We start from the raw sequence: 14,944 nt of genomic DNA, 5'->3' as shown, positions 1-14,944 counted from the left end.
CACTGGTGATGGAAAGGGTTCGTCAGGCCGAACCCCGCAGGCCGTCGCGGTACACGGCGAACACCTCGGTCCCCCAGCGGCGCATCCCGTCGGCCGACAGCGGGTCGACGCCGAGGACCTCGCGCAGCCGGTCGCGCAGGATCAGCACCGCGAGGTCGTTGACAAGCAGGAACGCCGCGCGCACGTCGGGATCCGAGCCGGTGTCCGCCATTCCGGCGCTCGCCATGGCCGCCAGCGTGTCCCGGCTCAGCGCGTAGAGCTTCCCGAACAACCCCGACGCCGCCGGCCCGCCTCCGAGCAGCAGCCACCCGAGGTACCCGGGGACGGCCGAGCCCGCCGGAAGGCCGCCGGACACCGCCTCGGCCAGACTCGGCACCGCCTCCGGATCGAACGGACCGTCCCCGCTCGGGGCGACAGCCTCGGCGAGCATCGCCCCGAAAACCTGGACCACGTGCTCGTCGACCGCTTCCCGCAGCCCGTCCTTGGACCCGTAGTGCCGGATCACCAACGCCGGCGAAACGCTGGCCGCCGCCGCGACGTCGCGAACCGTCACCGCGTCCGGACCGCGCTCGCCGAACAGCCGCAGCGCCTCGTCGCGGATCCTCGCCTTCGCGGTGCGGTCGTCCGGTAGTGAACTCATGTTCATCATTATAAACAGATGTTCACTCAGCTCGCCAGGACGATGCGCCGACCCGGTTGCGGACAAATCCGATCCACACCTGTCTCAGAGTGGTACAGAAGCCGGCCGGCGCGCCTCGATAAGTTGGCCGGATCAGGCCAGCACCGCACCGTCCGAAGGCAGCCCGTCACTGTGTTTGCCGAGGTTGGGCGCTAACCTCGGCAAACGAGCACCGCAAGTGCCGAGCCGCGCGGCAGAGGGGAAAACGATGAGTTCAGCGCGTCGGTATGACGCCTCGGAAAGACTGCGCGTCCACTTGAGCCAGTTCGACTGGTCCGGGCAGACCCCAGCCAGGCGCGCCGCGCTCGAAGCGTTTCTCCGGCTCTCGAACGCGCACGGCTTCACCACCGTGACCATGCGGATGCTCGCCACCGAATTGACCATCAAGGCTCCCAGCCTTTACGCCTATTTCCCCGGCGGACGGGACGAGATCGTCGCGGAGTCGCTTCGCTGGCATTTCTCCAAGTTCGGCTACGCGATCCTGGCGGCCGTCGACCGGACCGAGACGGCGGCCGAATTCTGGGACGCGATGGTGCGGGAGCATCTCACCCGCCAGGTCACGCTGCCCGAAAGCGACCTGTGGGACCTGCTGGTCGCCACGGACGCGGTCGTGCCCTCGCTCCCCGCCGGCCTCCACGACCAGGTCGACAGCTGGGTCGCCTATTACGAGGACATGTACCGCGCCGCGGCGATCGACATGGGCATCGATGCCGACGTGGACGAGCAGATCCGGCTCGTGCTCACCGTCGTCGAGGGCGCGCGCAGGTGGTGCTCTCCCGACACGCTGCCGGACGCCGTCGCACGCGCGATTCAGGTTTCGCACTCGCTCTTGCGCCTGCCGTCCGCGGACTCCAGTCGCGTGGGGGCCTAGTCAGCACGCGGCGAGCCGGGCAGTCGAGCAGGATCCATCAACGACGCCAGGTGGCTGCTTCCGCGCAACGGGTCGATCTGGTTCACCTGCATCGCACAGCTGAAGCCGTCGGTGAGCACCGGGGCGTCGGCCGCGCTGTCCAAGGCCGGTCGGATCGACTGCTCGGCCACCTTCATCGAGACATCGAAATGCTCGGCCTCGAAGCCGAAGTTGCCGGCGACACCGCAGCACGACGACGAGACCGCGACCTCCGAGACGCCCCAGTTGCGCAGCACGCGACGCTGGACGTCCGAGCCGAAGACCGCGTGCTCGTGGCAATGTGTCTGCAGCACGACGCGCTCCGGGGACGGTGCGCTCGGCTTCCAGCCACGAGTGAGCGCCTCGTCCACTGCCGCGGCGAAGGACCGCACCCGGGCGGCGACCCGCTGAGCCGCCCGTCCGCCGACGAGCTTCGGGGCTTCGTCCCGGATCGTCGCGGCGCAGCTCGGTTCGAGCACGACGATCGGCCGGTCGGTCCCGTCGTCGAAACGGTCGACCAGACGCCGGAGCCGGCGTCGCGCGCCGTCGCGCTGGCCGGTCGAGATCCAGGTCAGCCCGCAGCAGGCGTCGGGAGTGCAGCCGACCGTCTCGCCGGTGTCGCGGAGCACCCGGGTCGCGGCGGGAATCACTTCGGGGCGGAACGCGCGGGTGAAACTGTCGGCGAACACGAGAACGTCCGCAGCGTCCGAGAAACGCGCCTCCTCGATGCGAAGCCGTCGCGACCGCGCTGAGACGAACGCAGGCAGGCGTCGTCGTGCGCTCACCCCCAGCCGCTCGCCGAGCCTGCGCACGAACGGATTGCTTGACACGGCGTTGGCGAGACCCGCGGTTCGGGTGACGAGCGGGAGCCACCTGGGCAGCCACCCGATGGAGTAGTGCGTGAACGGGCGCAGCTTGCCGCGGTAGTGCTCGTTCACGAGCTCCGACTTCGCTTCGGCGATGTCGACACCGGTCGGACAGTCGCTCGAGCACGCCTTGCACGACAGGCAAAGATCGAGGGCTTCGCGCACTTCTGGGCTCGACCAGCCGTTCACAGTGCTGCCCTGAGCGCGCGTCAGCTCCTGCAACACGCGCGCACGGCCGCGGGTCGAGTCCTTCTCGTCCTTCGTCGCCCGGTAGCTCGGGCACATGAAGCCGCCGGAGGTCGCGCGGCACCGGCCGACGCCGATGCAGGCGTGCGAGTTCCCGGCGGCCGCGCCCGAAGCGGGAGCTCCTTCGAGGGCCAAGGAAACTGTGAACGGCTCCGGGTCGACGATGATGCCGGGATTGAGCAGCCCTCGCGGGTCCCAGCTGCGCTTGAACGTCCGGAAGAGCGCGATCATCTCGGGCGAGTACATGACCTCGAGCAGTTCGCTGCGCGCGCGGCCGTCGCCGTGCTCCCCGGAAAGCGACCCGCCGTGGGCGACGACGAGAGCGGCAGCCTCGCGGGTGAAGTCCGCGAAGTCGCGGCGACCCCGTTCAGTGTGCAGGTCGTAGTCGAGTCGCATGTGGACGCACCCGGCGCCGAAGTGCCCGTACATGAACGCGGTGTAGCCGTACTTGCGCACCAACGGAAAGAGCTCGGAAAGGTAGTCGGCAAGACGCTCGGGCGCGACAGCCGAGTCCTCCCAGCCCGGCCAGGTCTGCACGCCGTCGATGCGCAGAGACGACAAGCCCGCGCCGTCTTCGCGCACTTTCCACAGTTTCGCGCGTTCGCCGGGATCGGTCACGACGGCGTGGTCGAGCACTCTCCCCGCGCCGCGGAGGACGCCGAGCAGCCGGGTGCAGTCCGTCGCCGCTTCCTCGATCGTGTCGGCGGAGAACTCCACCATCAGGTAGGCACTGCCGCGCGGCAGGGAATCTACGCTCGTCGCGCCGCGTCGATGCCGCATTATGTCCACAATAGACAGATCGAGTCCCTCGAGCGCGGCCGGTTCCGCCGCGAGGATGGACGGCACGTCCCGGGCCGACTCGACGGTGTCCGCGTAGCCCAAGCACAGCAAGGCGGTCGTCCGCGGCTTCGGAACCAGACCGACTCGTGCGCGCACGATGATCGCGCAGGTGCCTTCGCTGCCAGCGAGCACGCGTGCGACGTCGAAGCCGTTCTCGGGCAGCAGTTCGCCCAGGTGGTATCCCGATACCTGGCGCGGGATCCTCTGCAACTCCGTCCGAATCAGGGCGAGGTGCTGCTGCGCGAGGCCGCTGAGTGCCGCGTCGAGTTCGGCGGCGCGTGCGACGGAAACCTGGTCCCCGGCGTCGACGGCACGGATTCCGTCGCGCCCGGCGCGCAGGTGTGCTCCGTCGGCGGTGACGAGTTCGACCTCCAGCAGGTGATGCGTCATCCGCCCGTAGGCCACGGAGTGATTGCCGCACGCGTCGTTCCCGATGGCGCCGCCGATCGTCGCGCGCGATACGGACGACGGGTCCGGGGCGAAGGTCAGGCTTCCCCCGGACTGCTTCTCCACCCTGCTGCGCAGCTCGCCGAGCACGACTCCCGCGTCGGCCCAGACGGTCCGCGAGCCGAGGTCCGCCTCGTCCGTCCTGGTCATCCTCCGGGAGAGGTCGACCACCAGGCCGGAGCCGACCGCGTTGCCTGCCATGGACGTGCCGCCGCCGCGAGTGGTGGCCGGCACGCCGAGCCGAGCGCAGAGCCGAACGATCTCCCGGACCTGCTCGACGGTGCCCGGGAACGCCACCGCCGCGGGTCGCACTCGGTAGTTCGACGCGTCGTAGGAGTACTCCCAGCGGCGGCGGGACGAGTCCTCGACGTCGATCCCCTGTTCCCGGAGCTCGCGAATCAACTGGCTCGTCCCGGTGGCGACTGTCGACACTCGATGCACTCCATTCGGTCGGACCGGTCCCTGGGCTGAGCAGGCGAACGGGTCAGAGCCGCTCCCGGCCGAGTTTCGCATAGACCTCGGGGCGTTTCCTGCGCAGATACCCGGCGTACAGCACGCCGCCGAGGAACAGCGCGAAGGTGAACGCCATGAAGATCACCGTCACCAGAGTCGACCCGCCGATGAGCTCGGGGTAGTTCGCGACGGCCAGATAGGTCACCGCGCCCAGGAACACCATGCTGATCGCCGGCGCGATCACGGTGTTCCACAGCGGTTCGGACGCCTGCCGGCGACGGCGGAGGAAATACACCAGCACCGCCAGGCTCACGACGAACATGAGCAGCAGGACGTTGAAAGTGCCGCTGCCGCTGGCGATCGGGTAGATGGCGTCCGGGCTGACGCCGAGCGCGGCCAGCACAACGATTGCCAGTGCCCAGAGGAAGCCTACGGTCAGCGCGGAGACATAGGGCGAGCGGTGCCGTTTGTGCACGCGGCCGAGCACGCGCGGCAACGCCCCGTCCGAGGCGAGCGAGAAGCTGTAGCGGGCGGCGATGTTCTGAATGGACAGCATCGACGCGAGAACGGAGGTGATCAGGAAAAGCGAGACCACGTCGGAGAAAACCACCCCGACCAGTTGCGCCGCCGAGTCGTGGAACAGCCCGACGGTGTTCGTGCGCGCCGCCTCTTGCGCTCGGTCCGCGCCGAGGTACGCGATGTATCCCCACGCCGCGATCACGTAGAACAGGCCGATGCCGGCGACAGCGAGGTACGTCGCGCGCGGAATGGTCCGGTCCGGGTTCTTGACCTCGTCGCGGAAGATCACCGTCGCTTCGAAGCCGAAGAAGTTGCCGATCGCGAACAGGAGAGCCAATCCCAGGCCGGCGTCGGTCAACCACGGCATCGAGAAGCCGATTCCGTGCGCGACGCGCCCGCCGCTGGTCGCGAACGAAACCACGTCGAACGCAATGACGATCACGACCTCGAGGATCATCGCCACCGTGAGCACCTTTGCCGAGAGATCGATGCGGCAATAGGCGAGAAAGGTGGTGGCGGCAGTAATCGCGAGTGCGTACCAGTACCACGGGATGTCGGGGCCGTGCAAGGTTTTCGCGACGAACGCCTGCAGCGTCACCGCGAAGAACGCGGGTGCGAAGAAGCCGATCAGGAGATAGCCGACGTACGCCAGGAACGCGCCGCCGAGGCCGGTCGTTTTGCCGAGGCCGGCGGTGATGAAGGAGTAGAAGCCGCCGGGATTCTCGATCGAGCGGCTCATCTTCACGAAACCCACCGAGAAAATGAGCAGCATCGCCGTCATGATGAGGTAGATGCCCGGCGCGGCCTTGCCGCTGAACATCATCAACACGGGCATGGTGCCCGCGACGGTCGCCAGGGGCGAGGCGAACGCGAGCACGCTCATCACGAGCGCTCCGATACCCATGTTGCCGCGGAGCCGCAGCCCCTCGGTCGCCGCCGCCGGCGTCGCTGCTTCGGTGTTGCCCACCATAGTGACCTCGTCAACCTCGTCGTTGAGTCGCTTGGAATGGCATGACGCTAATCGTGCGTCCGCACACCTTTTTGTGCCAGTGTGAGACACTCGCCGAACGCGCCTGCCGCGTGAAGAGTTCAGCGCGTCGGCGACGCCGTGACTCCGATGGCGCGCAGGTCGACGACGTCGCGCAGCGGTTCGCCTGCCTTCCAGCGCCGCAGATTCTCGACGAAGCAGTCGACTACGCGGCCGCGCCAGCCCACCAGATCTCCCGACGCGTGCGGAGAAACCAGGATCCGGTTCCTGCTCCACAACGGACTGTCGGCGGGCAGCGGCTCCTGCTCGAACACGTCGAGCGCCGCGGCGCCGAGGTGCCCGCTGTCGATCGCGGCGAGCAGATCGTCGGCGACGACCACGGCACCGCGGCCCACGTTGACCAGCCTGGCCCCTCGCCGCATTCCGGACAGGCGGGCCGCGTCGAACATGCCTCGTGTGTCCTCGGTCAGCGGCAGCGTCAGCACGACATCGTCCGCATCCGGGAGCAATTCGTCGATCTCGCCGATCGCCGCGACGGCGCCGAGTTCGGGGTCCTGCCGGGCGGTCCGTCCCACGACGGTGACGTCCATGCCCGCGGCACGCAGGAGCAGCACGGTTTCCCGCCCTACCGGCCCGGGACCCGCGACGAGCACCTTCCGGCCGAGGATCGGTTCGGTTTCCCGGTGCTGCCACCGGTGCTCGTCCTGCAGTTCGATCGTGCGCCGGAGGTCCTTGGCGAACATCAGCAGCACGCCGAGGACCCACTCCGCGATCGGCCGTTCGCAGACGCCGCGCGAATTGCTGGCCACGATGTCGCTGTGCACGATCGCTTCGGTCAACAGCGGATCCATGCCGATGCTGGAGGTGTGGATCCAGCGCAGCCGTCCCGGCCCGACCTCGCGCAGCAGGGTGCTGCGAAAGTCGTTCAGGAACAGGATTTCGGCGTCCTCCTGGGCGGCGCGCAACTCGTCGGCGGTGCGCACGAGGACAGCCTCTGCCTCGGGTTCCAGCGCCTCGAGCGGCGGGGCTTGCCGTTCCGGGGAAACGACGACGATGACTTTCGGGCGGTTCATCTGTTTTCTCCACTTCGGACGGTGTCTCGGCGGATCGCCGCGGGGTTGGCGCGGCCGATCACCAGCCGCCCTGCCATCCGCTGGTGAGGCCGTAAGGGAGCCGTTGCGGCTCTTCGTCCGGCAGCTTGTGCAGGAAGTCGAAGTCGCATCCCTCGTCGGCTTGCGTGACGTGGTCGAGGAAGAGCCGTCCGTAGCCGCGGCGGTATTTCGGGGCGGGCAGCTCGACGTTCGCGAGCCGCCGTGCGATCTCCTCGTCCGGGATGTCCAGGTCGAGCCGCTGGTTCTCGACGTCGAGCACGATGGGATCGCCGTCGCGCACGGCGGCCAGCGGTCCCCCGACCGCGGCCTCGGGCGACACGTGGAGGACGGTCGTGCCGAACGCGGTGCCGCTCATCCGGGCATCCGAGATCCGCACGAGGTCGCGGACGCCTCGGCGCAGGAGCCGCTCGGGGATGGGCAGCATCCCCCACTCCGGCATGCCGGGCGCGCCCGTCGGCCCGCTGTTGCGCAGCACCAGCACCGAATCCTCGGCGATGGCGAGACTCGGGTCGTCGATCCGGCGCCCGAGGTCGTAGATGTCCTCGAACACGACCGCCGGGCCCCGGTGCTTCAGCAGCTCGGGCGAAGCGGCGCTCCGTTTGATGACCGCGCCGTTGGGGGCGAGCGAACCGCGCACCACTGCGATGCCGCCCGAAGCGTCGAAAGGTTGGTCGAGCTTGCTGATCACCTGTCCGTCCGGCTCCGCGGCGTCGCGGTAGCCGTCGGCCAGCGTCTCGCCGGTGACGGTGATCGCCTCGCCGTGCAGCAATGGGTCCAGTTGCTTCAGCACCGCGGAGACGCCGCCGGCGTTGAACAGCTGCTTGACGAGGTGTTCTCCCGAGGGGCGCACGTTGGCGATTCGGGGGGTGCGACTCGAGATCTCGTGGAAGCGGTCGAGCCGCAGGTCGTAGCCGACCCGCCGCGCGAGCGCCAGCAGGTGCACGACGGCGTTGGTCGATCCGCCGACGGCCATGAGCAGGGTGATCGCGTTGTCGAATGCCTGCTCGGTGAGCACCTCGCTCGGTTTGGGCCCTGAGGAGAGCGCCATCTCGACGGCTCGGCGGCCGGTGGCCTCGGCCGCCGCGGCCCGGCGGGAGTCCACGGCGGGAATCGAGGCGGTCTTGGGCAGGCACATGCCGAGGGCCTCGACCAGGGAAGTCATGGTCGACGCCGTGCCCATCTCGCTGCAGTGCCCCGCGGTCGGCTTCGCACTCGCCTCGAGGTCGTTGAAGTCCTCCTGGGTGATCTTTCCCGCGCGCAGTTCGTCGGCGTACTTCCACGTGTCGGTGCCGACACCGAGCTGACGGCCGCGGAAGTAGGCGGGTTCCTGGGGTCCGCCGGTGAGCATGATCGCCGGAACGTCCGCGCTCGCTGCGCCCATGAGTTGAGCCGGAACCGTCTTGTCGCACCCGCCGAGCAGCACGATCGCGTCGAGCGGGTAGGCCCGGATGGACTCCTCGACGTCCATGGCCATCAGGTTGCGGAACTGCATCGCCGACGGTTTCATCAGGCTCTCGCCGAGCGAGATGGTCGGGAACTCCAGCGGCAGGCCGCCGGCCATCAGCACGCCGCGCTTGACGGCTTCGGCCAGCAGTTTGAAGTGGATGTTGCAGTTCACCAGCTCCGACCACGAGTTCGCGATGCCGACGACCGGGCGGTCCTTGACCGCGAACTTCGAGAAGCCTTCGGCCTGGATCGCGGTGCGGTGGATGAATCCCGTCAGGTCGTGCGGGCCGAACCACCGCGCGCTGCGGAGGTGACTGGTGTTCGGGTCGGGCATGTTCGCTGCTCCTTGCACGGGGCGTGGTGGTGATCGGTCCGCGCTGACGCGGGACGGTTCGAGCGATGCGGGTCGAACGGCTCCGCACCCGGCGAGCAGTTTCGCCGCGGCCGCAACGGTTCCGGCGGCGGTACCCGGGATCGGCACGCACCGTTTCCCGGCGCGGCGCGCCTGTTCGCCTGTGGCCGCAAGTACAGCAGCGGGGCGAGCGGCGGCGATGTTCCAGATTGACACACCGTTCGCCGCCGCTGCCTTCCTAGGCTGGCCCGCACCACGCGTCAACGAAGGAGTCGCCTTGCCAGAGAAGAACAGCATCGGAGTCGGCCTGATCTCCGTCGGGGTGATGGGGCGCCTCCACGCGCGCTCCTATCTCCAGAGCCGGCAATTCTTCCCGGAACTGCCCCAGCGGGCGGAACTCGTGATCGCCGCCGAACCGGATCCGGCCGGGCGTGCACACGCGACCGAAGCGCTCGGATTCCGCGAGACGACGACCGACTACCGCGAACTCCTCGCGCATCCGGACGTCGACGTCGTGTCCATCTGCTCTCCGCCCTTCCTGCATCACGAGATCGCGCTGGCCACTGTCGAGGCCGGCAAGCACTTCTGGATCGAAAAGCCCATGGGCCGCAACGCCCGCGAGTCGCGAGAGATCGCCGAAGCCGCCGCCGCGGCGGGGCTGTGCACGGCGGTCGGCTTCAATTACCGGCACGCTCCCGCGGTCGCCGAGGCCCGCCGCCTGATCCGCTCCGGCTCGCTCGGACGCATCACCAACCTGCAGATCCGCATGATCACCAGCTACGCCTCCGATCCCAACCAGGGCTTCACCTGGCGGTACGAGCAGGCACAGGCGGGTTCCGGGGCGCTCGGCGACGTGCTGAGCCACGCCTTCGACCTGGCGCAGTTCCTCGTAGCTCCGATCACCTCGGTGAACGCGGTGACCGAACGTTTCATCCGGCAGCGCCCGCTTCCCGGCGGCGGAGCCAAGGAGGTCGAGAACGAGGACTACGCCGCGCTTCTCGCCCGCTTCGACGGCGGCGCGATCGGCGTCCTCGAAACGACTCGGGTCGCCGTCGGCCCGCACGCCGAGTACATCATCGAGGTCTACGGCACCGAGGGTTCGCTGCGCTGGAACTTCGACCGCATGAACCAGCTCGAGGTCGCCGACGACGGCACCGGCTACCGCACAGTGATGACACCGACGTCGTTCGGGGAGTTCGCGCGTTTCCAGCCCAACGCGGGACCCGGCATCGGGTTCAACGACCTCAAAACGATCGAGGCGGCGCTGTTCCTCCGCTCGGTCGCTGAGGGCGAGCAGCTCGCGCCGTCCGCGGCGGACGGCTGGTCCGCCTCCGAGCTGGTGGATGTGTCGCTTCGCAGCGCCGAGTCCGGCCAATGGATCGACGTTCCCGCCGTGACCGGAGCGACCACCACTCAGCTGTAAAACACAAAGCACGCGGAAGGGGCGGGGCTCCGGGAGCCCCGCCCCTTCCGCGTCTCGCGACCGGAAAGCAGCCGCCAAAACAGAGCTGGCGCCTACTTCGCGAAACGGTAAAGCTTCTTGTTCGCGAACTCGAGCATGCCGACCCTGCCCATCTCACGGCCGTAGCCCGATTTCTTGACTCCGCCGAAGGGCACGTCCGGACCGCCAAGACCGTTGGCGTTGATGAAGACCATGCCGACGTCGAGCTGGTCGCCGACCCGTTCGGCCCGCTCCAGGTCGTCGCACATCACGACCGAGCCGAGTCCGTAGGGCGAGGAGTTGGCGAGCTCGATCGCCTCCTCGTCGCTGGAAACCCGGTAGAGCTGCGCGACCGGGCCGAACAGTTCCTCGCTGTAGACGGCCATGTCCGAGGTGATGTCGCCGATGATGCTCGGCGTGTAGACGTTGCCCCGCGGCTCGTTGTCCCCGACGAGGACCGTCGCGCCCTGCTCGATCGCCTCCCCCACCTGCGCCTTCAGGGTCCTGGTCGCGGAGTCGGACGAGAGCGGCCCGAAATCGCCGTTTTCGTACGACTGGGCTCCGATCGCGGCGGTGAACTTCGCCGTGAACTCGTCGAAGTGCCGGTCGAGGACGACGATGCGCTTGGAGCCCATGCAGCTCTGTCCGGTGTTGTCCATGCGGCCGGCCACCGCGTGCTCGACCGCGTGGTCGAGGTCGGCGACGTCGAGCACCAGGAACACGTCGGAGCCGCCGAGTTCCAGCACGCACTTCTTCAAGGCACGGCCCGCCTGCTCGGCGACGATCGCGCCGGCGCGTTCGGAACCGGTCAGCGAGACGCCCTGCACCCGGTCGTCGGCGATCATGGCGGCGCTCTGCTCGTGGGTCGAGAACACGTTCACATACGCGCCTTCGGGGAACCCGGCGTCGAGAAACAGCTGCTGCAGCGCGAGCGCCGACTCCGGGCACTGGCTGGCGTGCCGCAGGAGGACGGTGTTGCCGAGGATCAGGTTCGGCACCGCGAAGCGCACGACCTGGTAGTACGGGTAGTTCCACGGCATGATCCCGAGGATCGCGCCGAGACCCTGGTACCGGAAGAAGGTCCGCAGTCCGTCAGCCACCTCGAGCTGTTCGTCGGCCAGCCACTCCTCCGCGTTGTCGGCGAAGGCGGCGCAGATCTTCGACGAGAACCGGATCTCGCCGAGCGCCTGCGGAATCGGCTTGCCCATCTCGCGGTTGATGATCTTCGCGAGTTTGTCCTGGCGCTCAAGGAAAAGCTCGGCGAGCCGGCGAGCAGGCACGGCGCGCTCGCGCACCATGGTCCGGCGGGACCACTCGTGGTACGTCCGGTGCGTGGCGGCGAGGGCGGCCTCGATCTCCTCCGCGGTCGCCGAGGGATATTCGGCGACGGTTTCGCCGGTGGACGGATCGGTAACGGCGAAGGTGCCCATGTCTTCTCCTTCGTCTCGGGCTGTCGATGGTGCGCGGGAAAGGAACGGCTGCCCCGCAAAGGAATTCGGCGGGGCAGCCGCAGCGGTCCGGGCGATCAGGCTTCGCTGCCGGGAGCGACCGTCGGCGCGTAATAGCGCTGGCGCTCCCGTCCTTCGCGGTGCTTTTCGCCGCCTTCCAGGGTTTCGGGCCGCTGCGAAGTCATCGCGGCGCCGACGTCCCAGAAGGTGCCGTTGCCCGTGAGGTAGCGCCACGGCTCCACGTGAGCCACGACGACAGCCGGGCGTCCCTCGACCGCGCGCGCCTCCTTGAGCGCCGAGGTGAACTCCTCGATCGTCGTGGCCGACCACGAAGCGGCGCCCATGCTGGCCGCGTTCGCGGCGATGTCGACGGGAACGACGGGGCCGTCCAAGCGCCCGGTCTTCGCGTTCCGCTCGCGCAGCTGGGTGCCGAACTCGTGGCCCGGACCGCCCTTCGCGACCTGCAGCGGCCAGATGCACTGGTGCCCGCTGTTGTCGATGACCACGACCACGATCTTCCGGTGCTCCTGGACCGCGGTGATGAGCTCGGTCGGCTGCATGTAATACGTGCCGTCGCCGATCAGGACGAAAACCTCGCCCGGCGCGTCCGGGCGGGCGAGCCGGTAGCCGAGACCGGCGGGAAGCTCGTGGCCCATACAGGAGTTCGCGTACTCGGACAGGACCGTGGCGCCGTTCGAGGTGTCCCAGGCCTTGTGGACGCCGCCGACCACGCCGCCGGAACCGAGCACGAGGGTGTCGTCGGCTTCCGCCTGCTTGTTCAGCGCGTCGATCACCTGCGCCTGGCTCATGTTCTCGCCGGGGATTTCCCGCAGGTCGTTCTCGAGTGCGTCGGCAGTCTTCATGCGCGCGCTCGCGATCTCGTCCCGGTATCCCCCGATGCTCTGGTACCCGGCCGCGGCCAGCCCCTCGTGCAGCGCGGCGAGCGAGAGCTTCGCGTCTCCGACGACGGGATACGAACCCATTTTGTGCGCGTCGAAGGAGCTGACGTTCAAGTGCACCAGCTTCACGTCGGGGTGCTCGAACAGCGAGTGCGATGCGGTGATGAAGTCCTGCAGCCGGGAGCCGACGCTGATCACGCAGTCCGCGCGCCCGGCGATCTCGGTCGCGCCGACGGTTCCGTCGACGCCAAGTCCACCGAGGTTCAGGTCCGAGATCGGCCCCGTCCCCTTGCCCGCATAGGTCTCCGCGACGGGAATGCCGAAGTCGGCGCTGAGCCGCGCGAGCTCCTCGGCCGCGTCCGAATAGCGCACGCCGCCGCCGGCGACGAACATCGGCCGCTGCGCCCGGCGGATGATCTCGATCGCGTCGCGGATCTCCGCCTCCGCGGCCGGACGGCGTCGGATGTGCCAGACGCGCGGGGCGAAGAACTCCTCGGGGAAGTCGTAGGCCTCGCCCTGGACGTCCTGCGGCAGGCAGACGACGACGGCGCCGGTCTCGACCGGATCGGTCAGCACCCGCATCGCCTCCGGCAGGGTGACGAGCAGCTGGGACGGAGTGGTGATCCGGTCGAAGTACCGGCTCACCGGGCGGAAGGCGTCGTTGGCCGACACATCCCGCTCCACCGGGTGCTCGATCTGCTGCAGCACCGGGTCGCCCTTGCGGTTGTTGATGATGTCCGCGGGGAAAAGCAGGACCGGGAGCCGGTTCGTGGTCGCGGTGGCGGCACCGGTGACCATGTTGGTCGAGCCCGGGCCGGCCGAGGCGGTGCAAGCGAGGGTCGCGGCGCGATTGTTCGCCCGGGCGTACCCGATGGCCGCGTGCACCATCGACTGCTCGTTCTTGCCGGCGAAGTGCGGGAAGTCCGCCCCGTACTCGTCGATGCCCTGGGCCAGGCCGACCGAGTTGCCATGGCCGAAGATCCCGTACATCCCGGGGACCAGGCGGCGGCGCTCCCCGTCGAGTTCGCTGTACTGGACCTGCAGGTACTCGACGATCGCCTGCGCGACAGTGCGCCGGCGCACGTTCTTGGTGTTCATGCGTTCTCCTGGGTCGGTGGTTCGAAACGGTGCGGCGTCGCCGGAATCGGGCCGCGGCAACGGATCCGCGAACTCGGTCAATCGAATCGGTAAGGCTCGTGCGGTCCGGTCGACGGAAGCGGGCGAGGCCGTTCGCAGGTGCTCTCGATCTCGATGTGGCGGCCCAGCTCCGACGATTTCTCAAAGGCCACCAGCACTTCGAGCACGTGGTAGGAGAAGGCGGCGCCGGTCCGGGGCTCGACTCCGTTCCGGATCGCGTGCCCGAACTCGGCCAGGCCGATTCCGCGGTAGGCGTCGTCGCGGTGCGTGATGGGCGTTTCGCGCCAGTCGCCGCCGCCGGGTGGCGTCATGTCCAGTGCGAGGTCCCGGGGCTCGCCGCGGCGGAGGACCGGCGCTCCGGAGAAGTGATCCGGGTTGGGCGCGGCGATCGATCCGCTCGTGCCGTAGATCTCCAGGTGCGGGAGGTTGTGGTTCCACACGTCCCAGCTCACGATCAGCGTCGCGGTCGCGCCGGACTCGAAGTCGATCACGCCGGTGACGTGAGTCGGGGTCTTGATGTCGATGACCCCGTCGTAGCCGCCCTTGCCGTCGGGCCGGGGGCGGGTCTCGGAGGACCGCGGGGCGCTGGCGGACACTCGTTTCGCCGGGCCGAGGAAGTTCACCAGGTTCGTGACGAGGTACGGGCCGATGTCGAGCATCGGGCCGACGCCCGGGCGGTAGAAAGGATCGATGTTCGGATGCCAGTGCTCGTAGCCGCGGTTGGCGAACGAACCGAAGACGGCGACGGGCCTGCCGATCCATCCGTCGTCGATGAGCTTGCGGCTGGTCTGCATCCCCGACCCGAGAAAAGTCGTCGGCGCGGAACCGACGTGCACGCCCGCGGCCTTGGCGGCGTCCAGGATCTGCCGCGCCTCCTCCAGCGACATCGCGAACGGCTTCTCCGACAGCACGTGCTTTCCGGCGGCGATCGCGTTCAGCGTGACCGGCGCGTGCAGCTCGGGCGGAGTCAGGTTGAGCACCAGCTCCACGTCGGGATCGGCGAGCAGCTCGTCGGGCGCGAGGGCTTTCGGCACCGAGTACTCCGCCGCGCGCTTGCGGGCGGCTTCCGCGTTGACGTCGGCGAGCGCGACGATCTCGACGTCGGGGTGGACCCCGATCTTGTCGAGGTACTGGTTGAGCACGTTTCCGACGCCGATGACGCCGACTCGGATGGGATCCATC

General features: G+C 68.7%; 10 protein-coding genes. 2 read left to right on the top strand and 8 right to left on the bottom strand.

Annotated elements, in window-relative coordinates; translation table 11 throughout:
• Positions 1–22 precede the first annotated feature (22 nt).
• A complete protein-coding gene (locus tag DMP23_RS16790) occupies positions 23–640 on the bottom strand; it encodes a TetR/AcrR family transcriptional regulator (RefSeq protein WP_337821631.1) in 618 nt (205 codons plus the stop codon).
• 247 nt (positions 641–887) lie between these two features.
• Between DMP23_RS16790 and DMP23_RS16785 the strand changes: the two genes are divergently transcribed.
• Entirely contained in the window at positions 888–1,550 is a 663-nt protein-coding gene (locus DMP23_RS16785) for a TetR family transcriptional regulator (RefSeq protein WP_037806084.1), read from the top strand.
• Here the strand turns inward: DMP23_RS16785 and DMP23_RS16780 are convergent.
• From DMP23_RS16780 to DMP23_RS16765, 4 genes are all read right to left on the bottom strand, one after another.
• Positions 1,547–4,399: an FAD-binding and (Fe-S)-binding domain-containing protein gene (locus DMP23_RS16780; RefSeq protein WP_337821630.1), complete on the bottom strand. Its 2,853-nt coding sequence runs from the start codon at positions 4,397–4,399 to the stop codon at positions 1,547–1,549. The genes DMP23_RS16785 and DMP23_RS16780 overlap by 4 nt on opposite strands.
• A 52-nt stretch (positions 4,400–4,451) precedes the next feature.
• Entirely contained in the window at positions 4,452–5,909 is a 1,458-nt protein-coding gene (locus DMP23_RS16775) for an APC family permease (RefSeq protein ID WP_037806082.1), read from the bottom strand.
• 119 nt (positions 5,910–6,028) lie between these two features.
• Positions 6,029–7,000 (bottom strand): D-2-hydroxyacid dehydrogenase, encoded by a 972-nt coding sequence (locus DMP23_RS16770; RefSeq protein ID WP_337821629.1) that lies wholly within the window; start codon positions 6,998–7,000, stop codon positions 6,029–6,031.
• Between the two features lie 58 nt (positions 7,001–7,058).
• Positions 7,059–8,819, bottom strand: a complete 1,761-nt coding sequence (locus DMP23_RS16765) for an IlvD/Edd family dehydratase (protein WP_337821628.1) — start codon at positions 8,817–8,819, stop codon at positions 7,059–7,061.
• A 295-nt stretch (positions 8,820–9,114) separates the two neighbouring features.
• On the opposite strand from DMP23_RS16765, the gene DMP23_RS16760 reads away from it, so the two are divergent.
• On the top strand, positions 9,115–10,260 hold the full coding sequence (locus DMP23_RS16760) for a Gfo/Idh/MocA family protein (RefSeq protein WP_337821627.1): 1,146 nt from the start codon (positions 9,115–9,117) through the stop codon (positions 10,258–10,260).
• Between the two features lie 92 nt (positions 10,261–10,352).
• Here the strand turns inward: DMP23_RS16760 and DMP23_RS16755 are convergent, their stop codons facing one another.
• The 3 genes from DMP23_RS16755 to DMP23_RS16745 all read right to left on the bottom strand — a co-directional run bounded on the left by DMP23_RS16755 (position 10,353) and on the right by DMP23_RS16745 (position 14,943).
• Positions 10,353–11,708 (bottom strand): NAD-dependent succinate-semialdehyde dehydrogenase, encoded by a 1,356-nt coding sequence (locus tag DMP23_RS16755; protein ID WP_337821626.1) that lies wholly within the window; start codon positions 11,706–11,708, stop codon positions 10,353–10,355.
• Between the two features lie 95 nt (positions 11,709–11,803).
• Positions 11,804–13,723, bottom strand: coding sequence for a 3D-(3,5/4)-trihydroxycyclohexane-1,2-dione acylhydrolase (decyclizing) (gene iolD, locus DMP23_RS16750; RefSeq protein ID WP_134728356.1), 1,920 nt, complete (start codon positions 13,721–13,723; stop codon positions 11,804–11,806).
• Positions 13,724–13,800: 77 nt separating this feature from the next.
• Complete coding sequence (locus DMP23_RS16745; protein WP_337821625.1) at positions 13,801–14,943, bottom strand: Gfo/Idh/MocA family protein; 1,143 nt, start codon at positions 14,941–14,943, stop codon at positions 13,801–13,803.
• Between the last annotated feature and the right edge of the window lies 1 nt (position 14,944).

The organism is Amycolatopsis sp. A1MSW2902, assembly GCF_017312175.1.
In the GTDB taxonomy this organism is placed as follows: Bacteria; Actinomycetota; Actinomycetes; order Mycobacteriales; family Pseudonocardiaceae; genus Amycolatopsis; species Amycolatopsis nivea.
The sequence above is the reverse complement of the archived record's forward strand: the minus strand, read 5'-3'. Positions and strand labels throughout refer to the sequence as shown.

Bases quoted from the DNA above. Each gene is read 5' to 3' on its own strand.
- iolD (WP_134728356.1), bottom strand. From the start codon at position 13,723: ATGAACACCAAGAACGTGCGCCGGCGCACTGTCGCGCAGGCGATCGTC.
- DMP23_RS16770 (WP_337821629.1), bottom strand. From the start codon at position 7,000: ATGAACCGCCCGAAAGTCATCGTCGTCGTTTCCCCGGAACGGCAAGCC.
- DMP23_RS16765 (WP_337821628.1), bottom strand. From the start codon at position 8,819: ATGCCCGACCCGAACACCAGTCACCTCCGCAGCGCGCGGTGGTTCGGC.
- DMP23_RS16755 (WP_337821626.1), bottom strand. From the start codon at position 11,708: ATGGGCACCTTCGCCGTTACCGATCCGTCCACCGGCGAAACCGTCGCC.
- DMP23_RS16745 (WP_337821625.1), bottom strand. From the start codon at position 14,943: ATGGATCCCATCCGAGTCGGCGTCATCGGCGTCGGAAACGTGCTCAAC.
- DMP23_RS16775 (WP_037806082.1), bottom strand. From the start codon at position 5,909: ATGGTGGGCAACACCGAAGCAGCGACGCCGGCGGCGGCGACCGAGGGG.
- DMP23_RS16785 (WP_037806084.1), top strand. From the start codon at position 888: ATGAGTTCAGCGCGTCGGTATGACGCCTCGGAAAGACTGCGCGTCCAC.
- DMP23_RS16790 (WP_337821631.1), bottom strand. From the start codon at position 640: ATGAGTTCACTACCGGACGACCGCACCGCGAAGGCGAGGATCCGCGAC.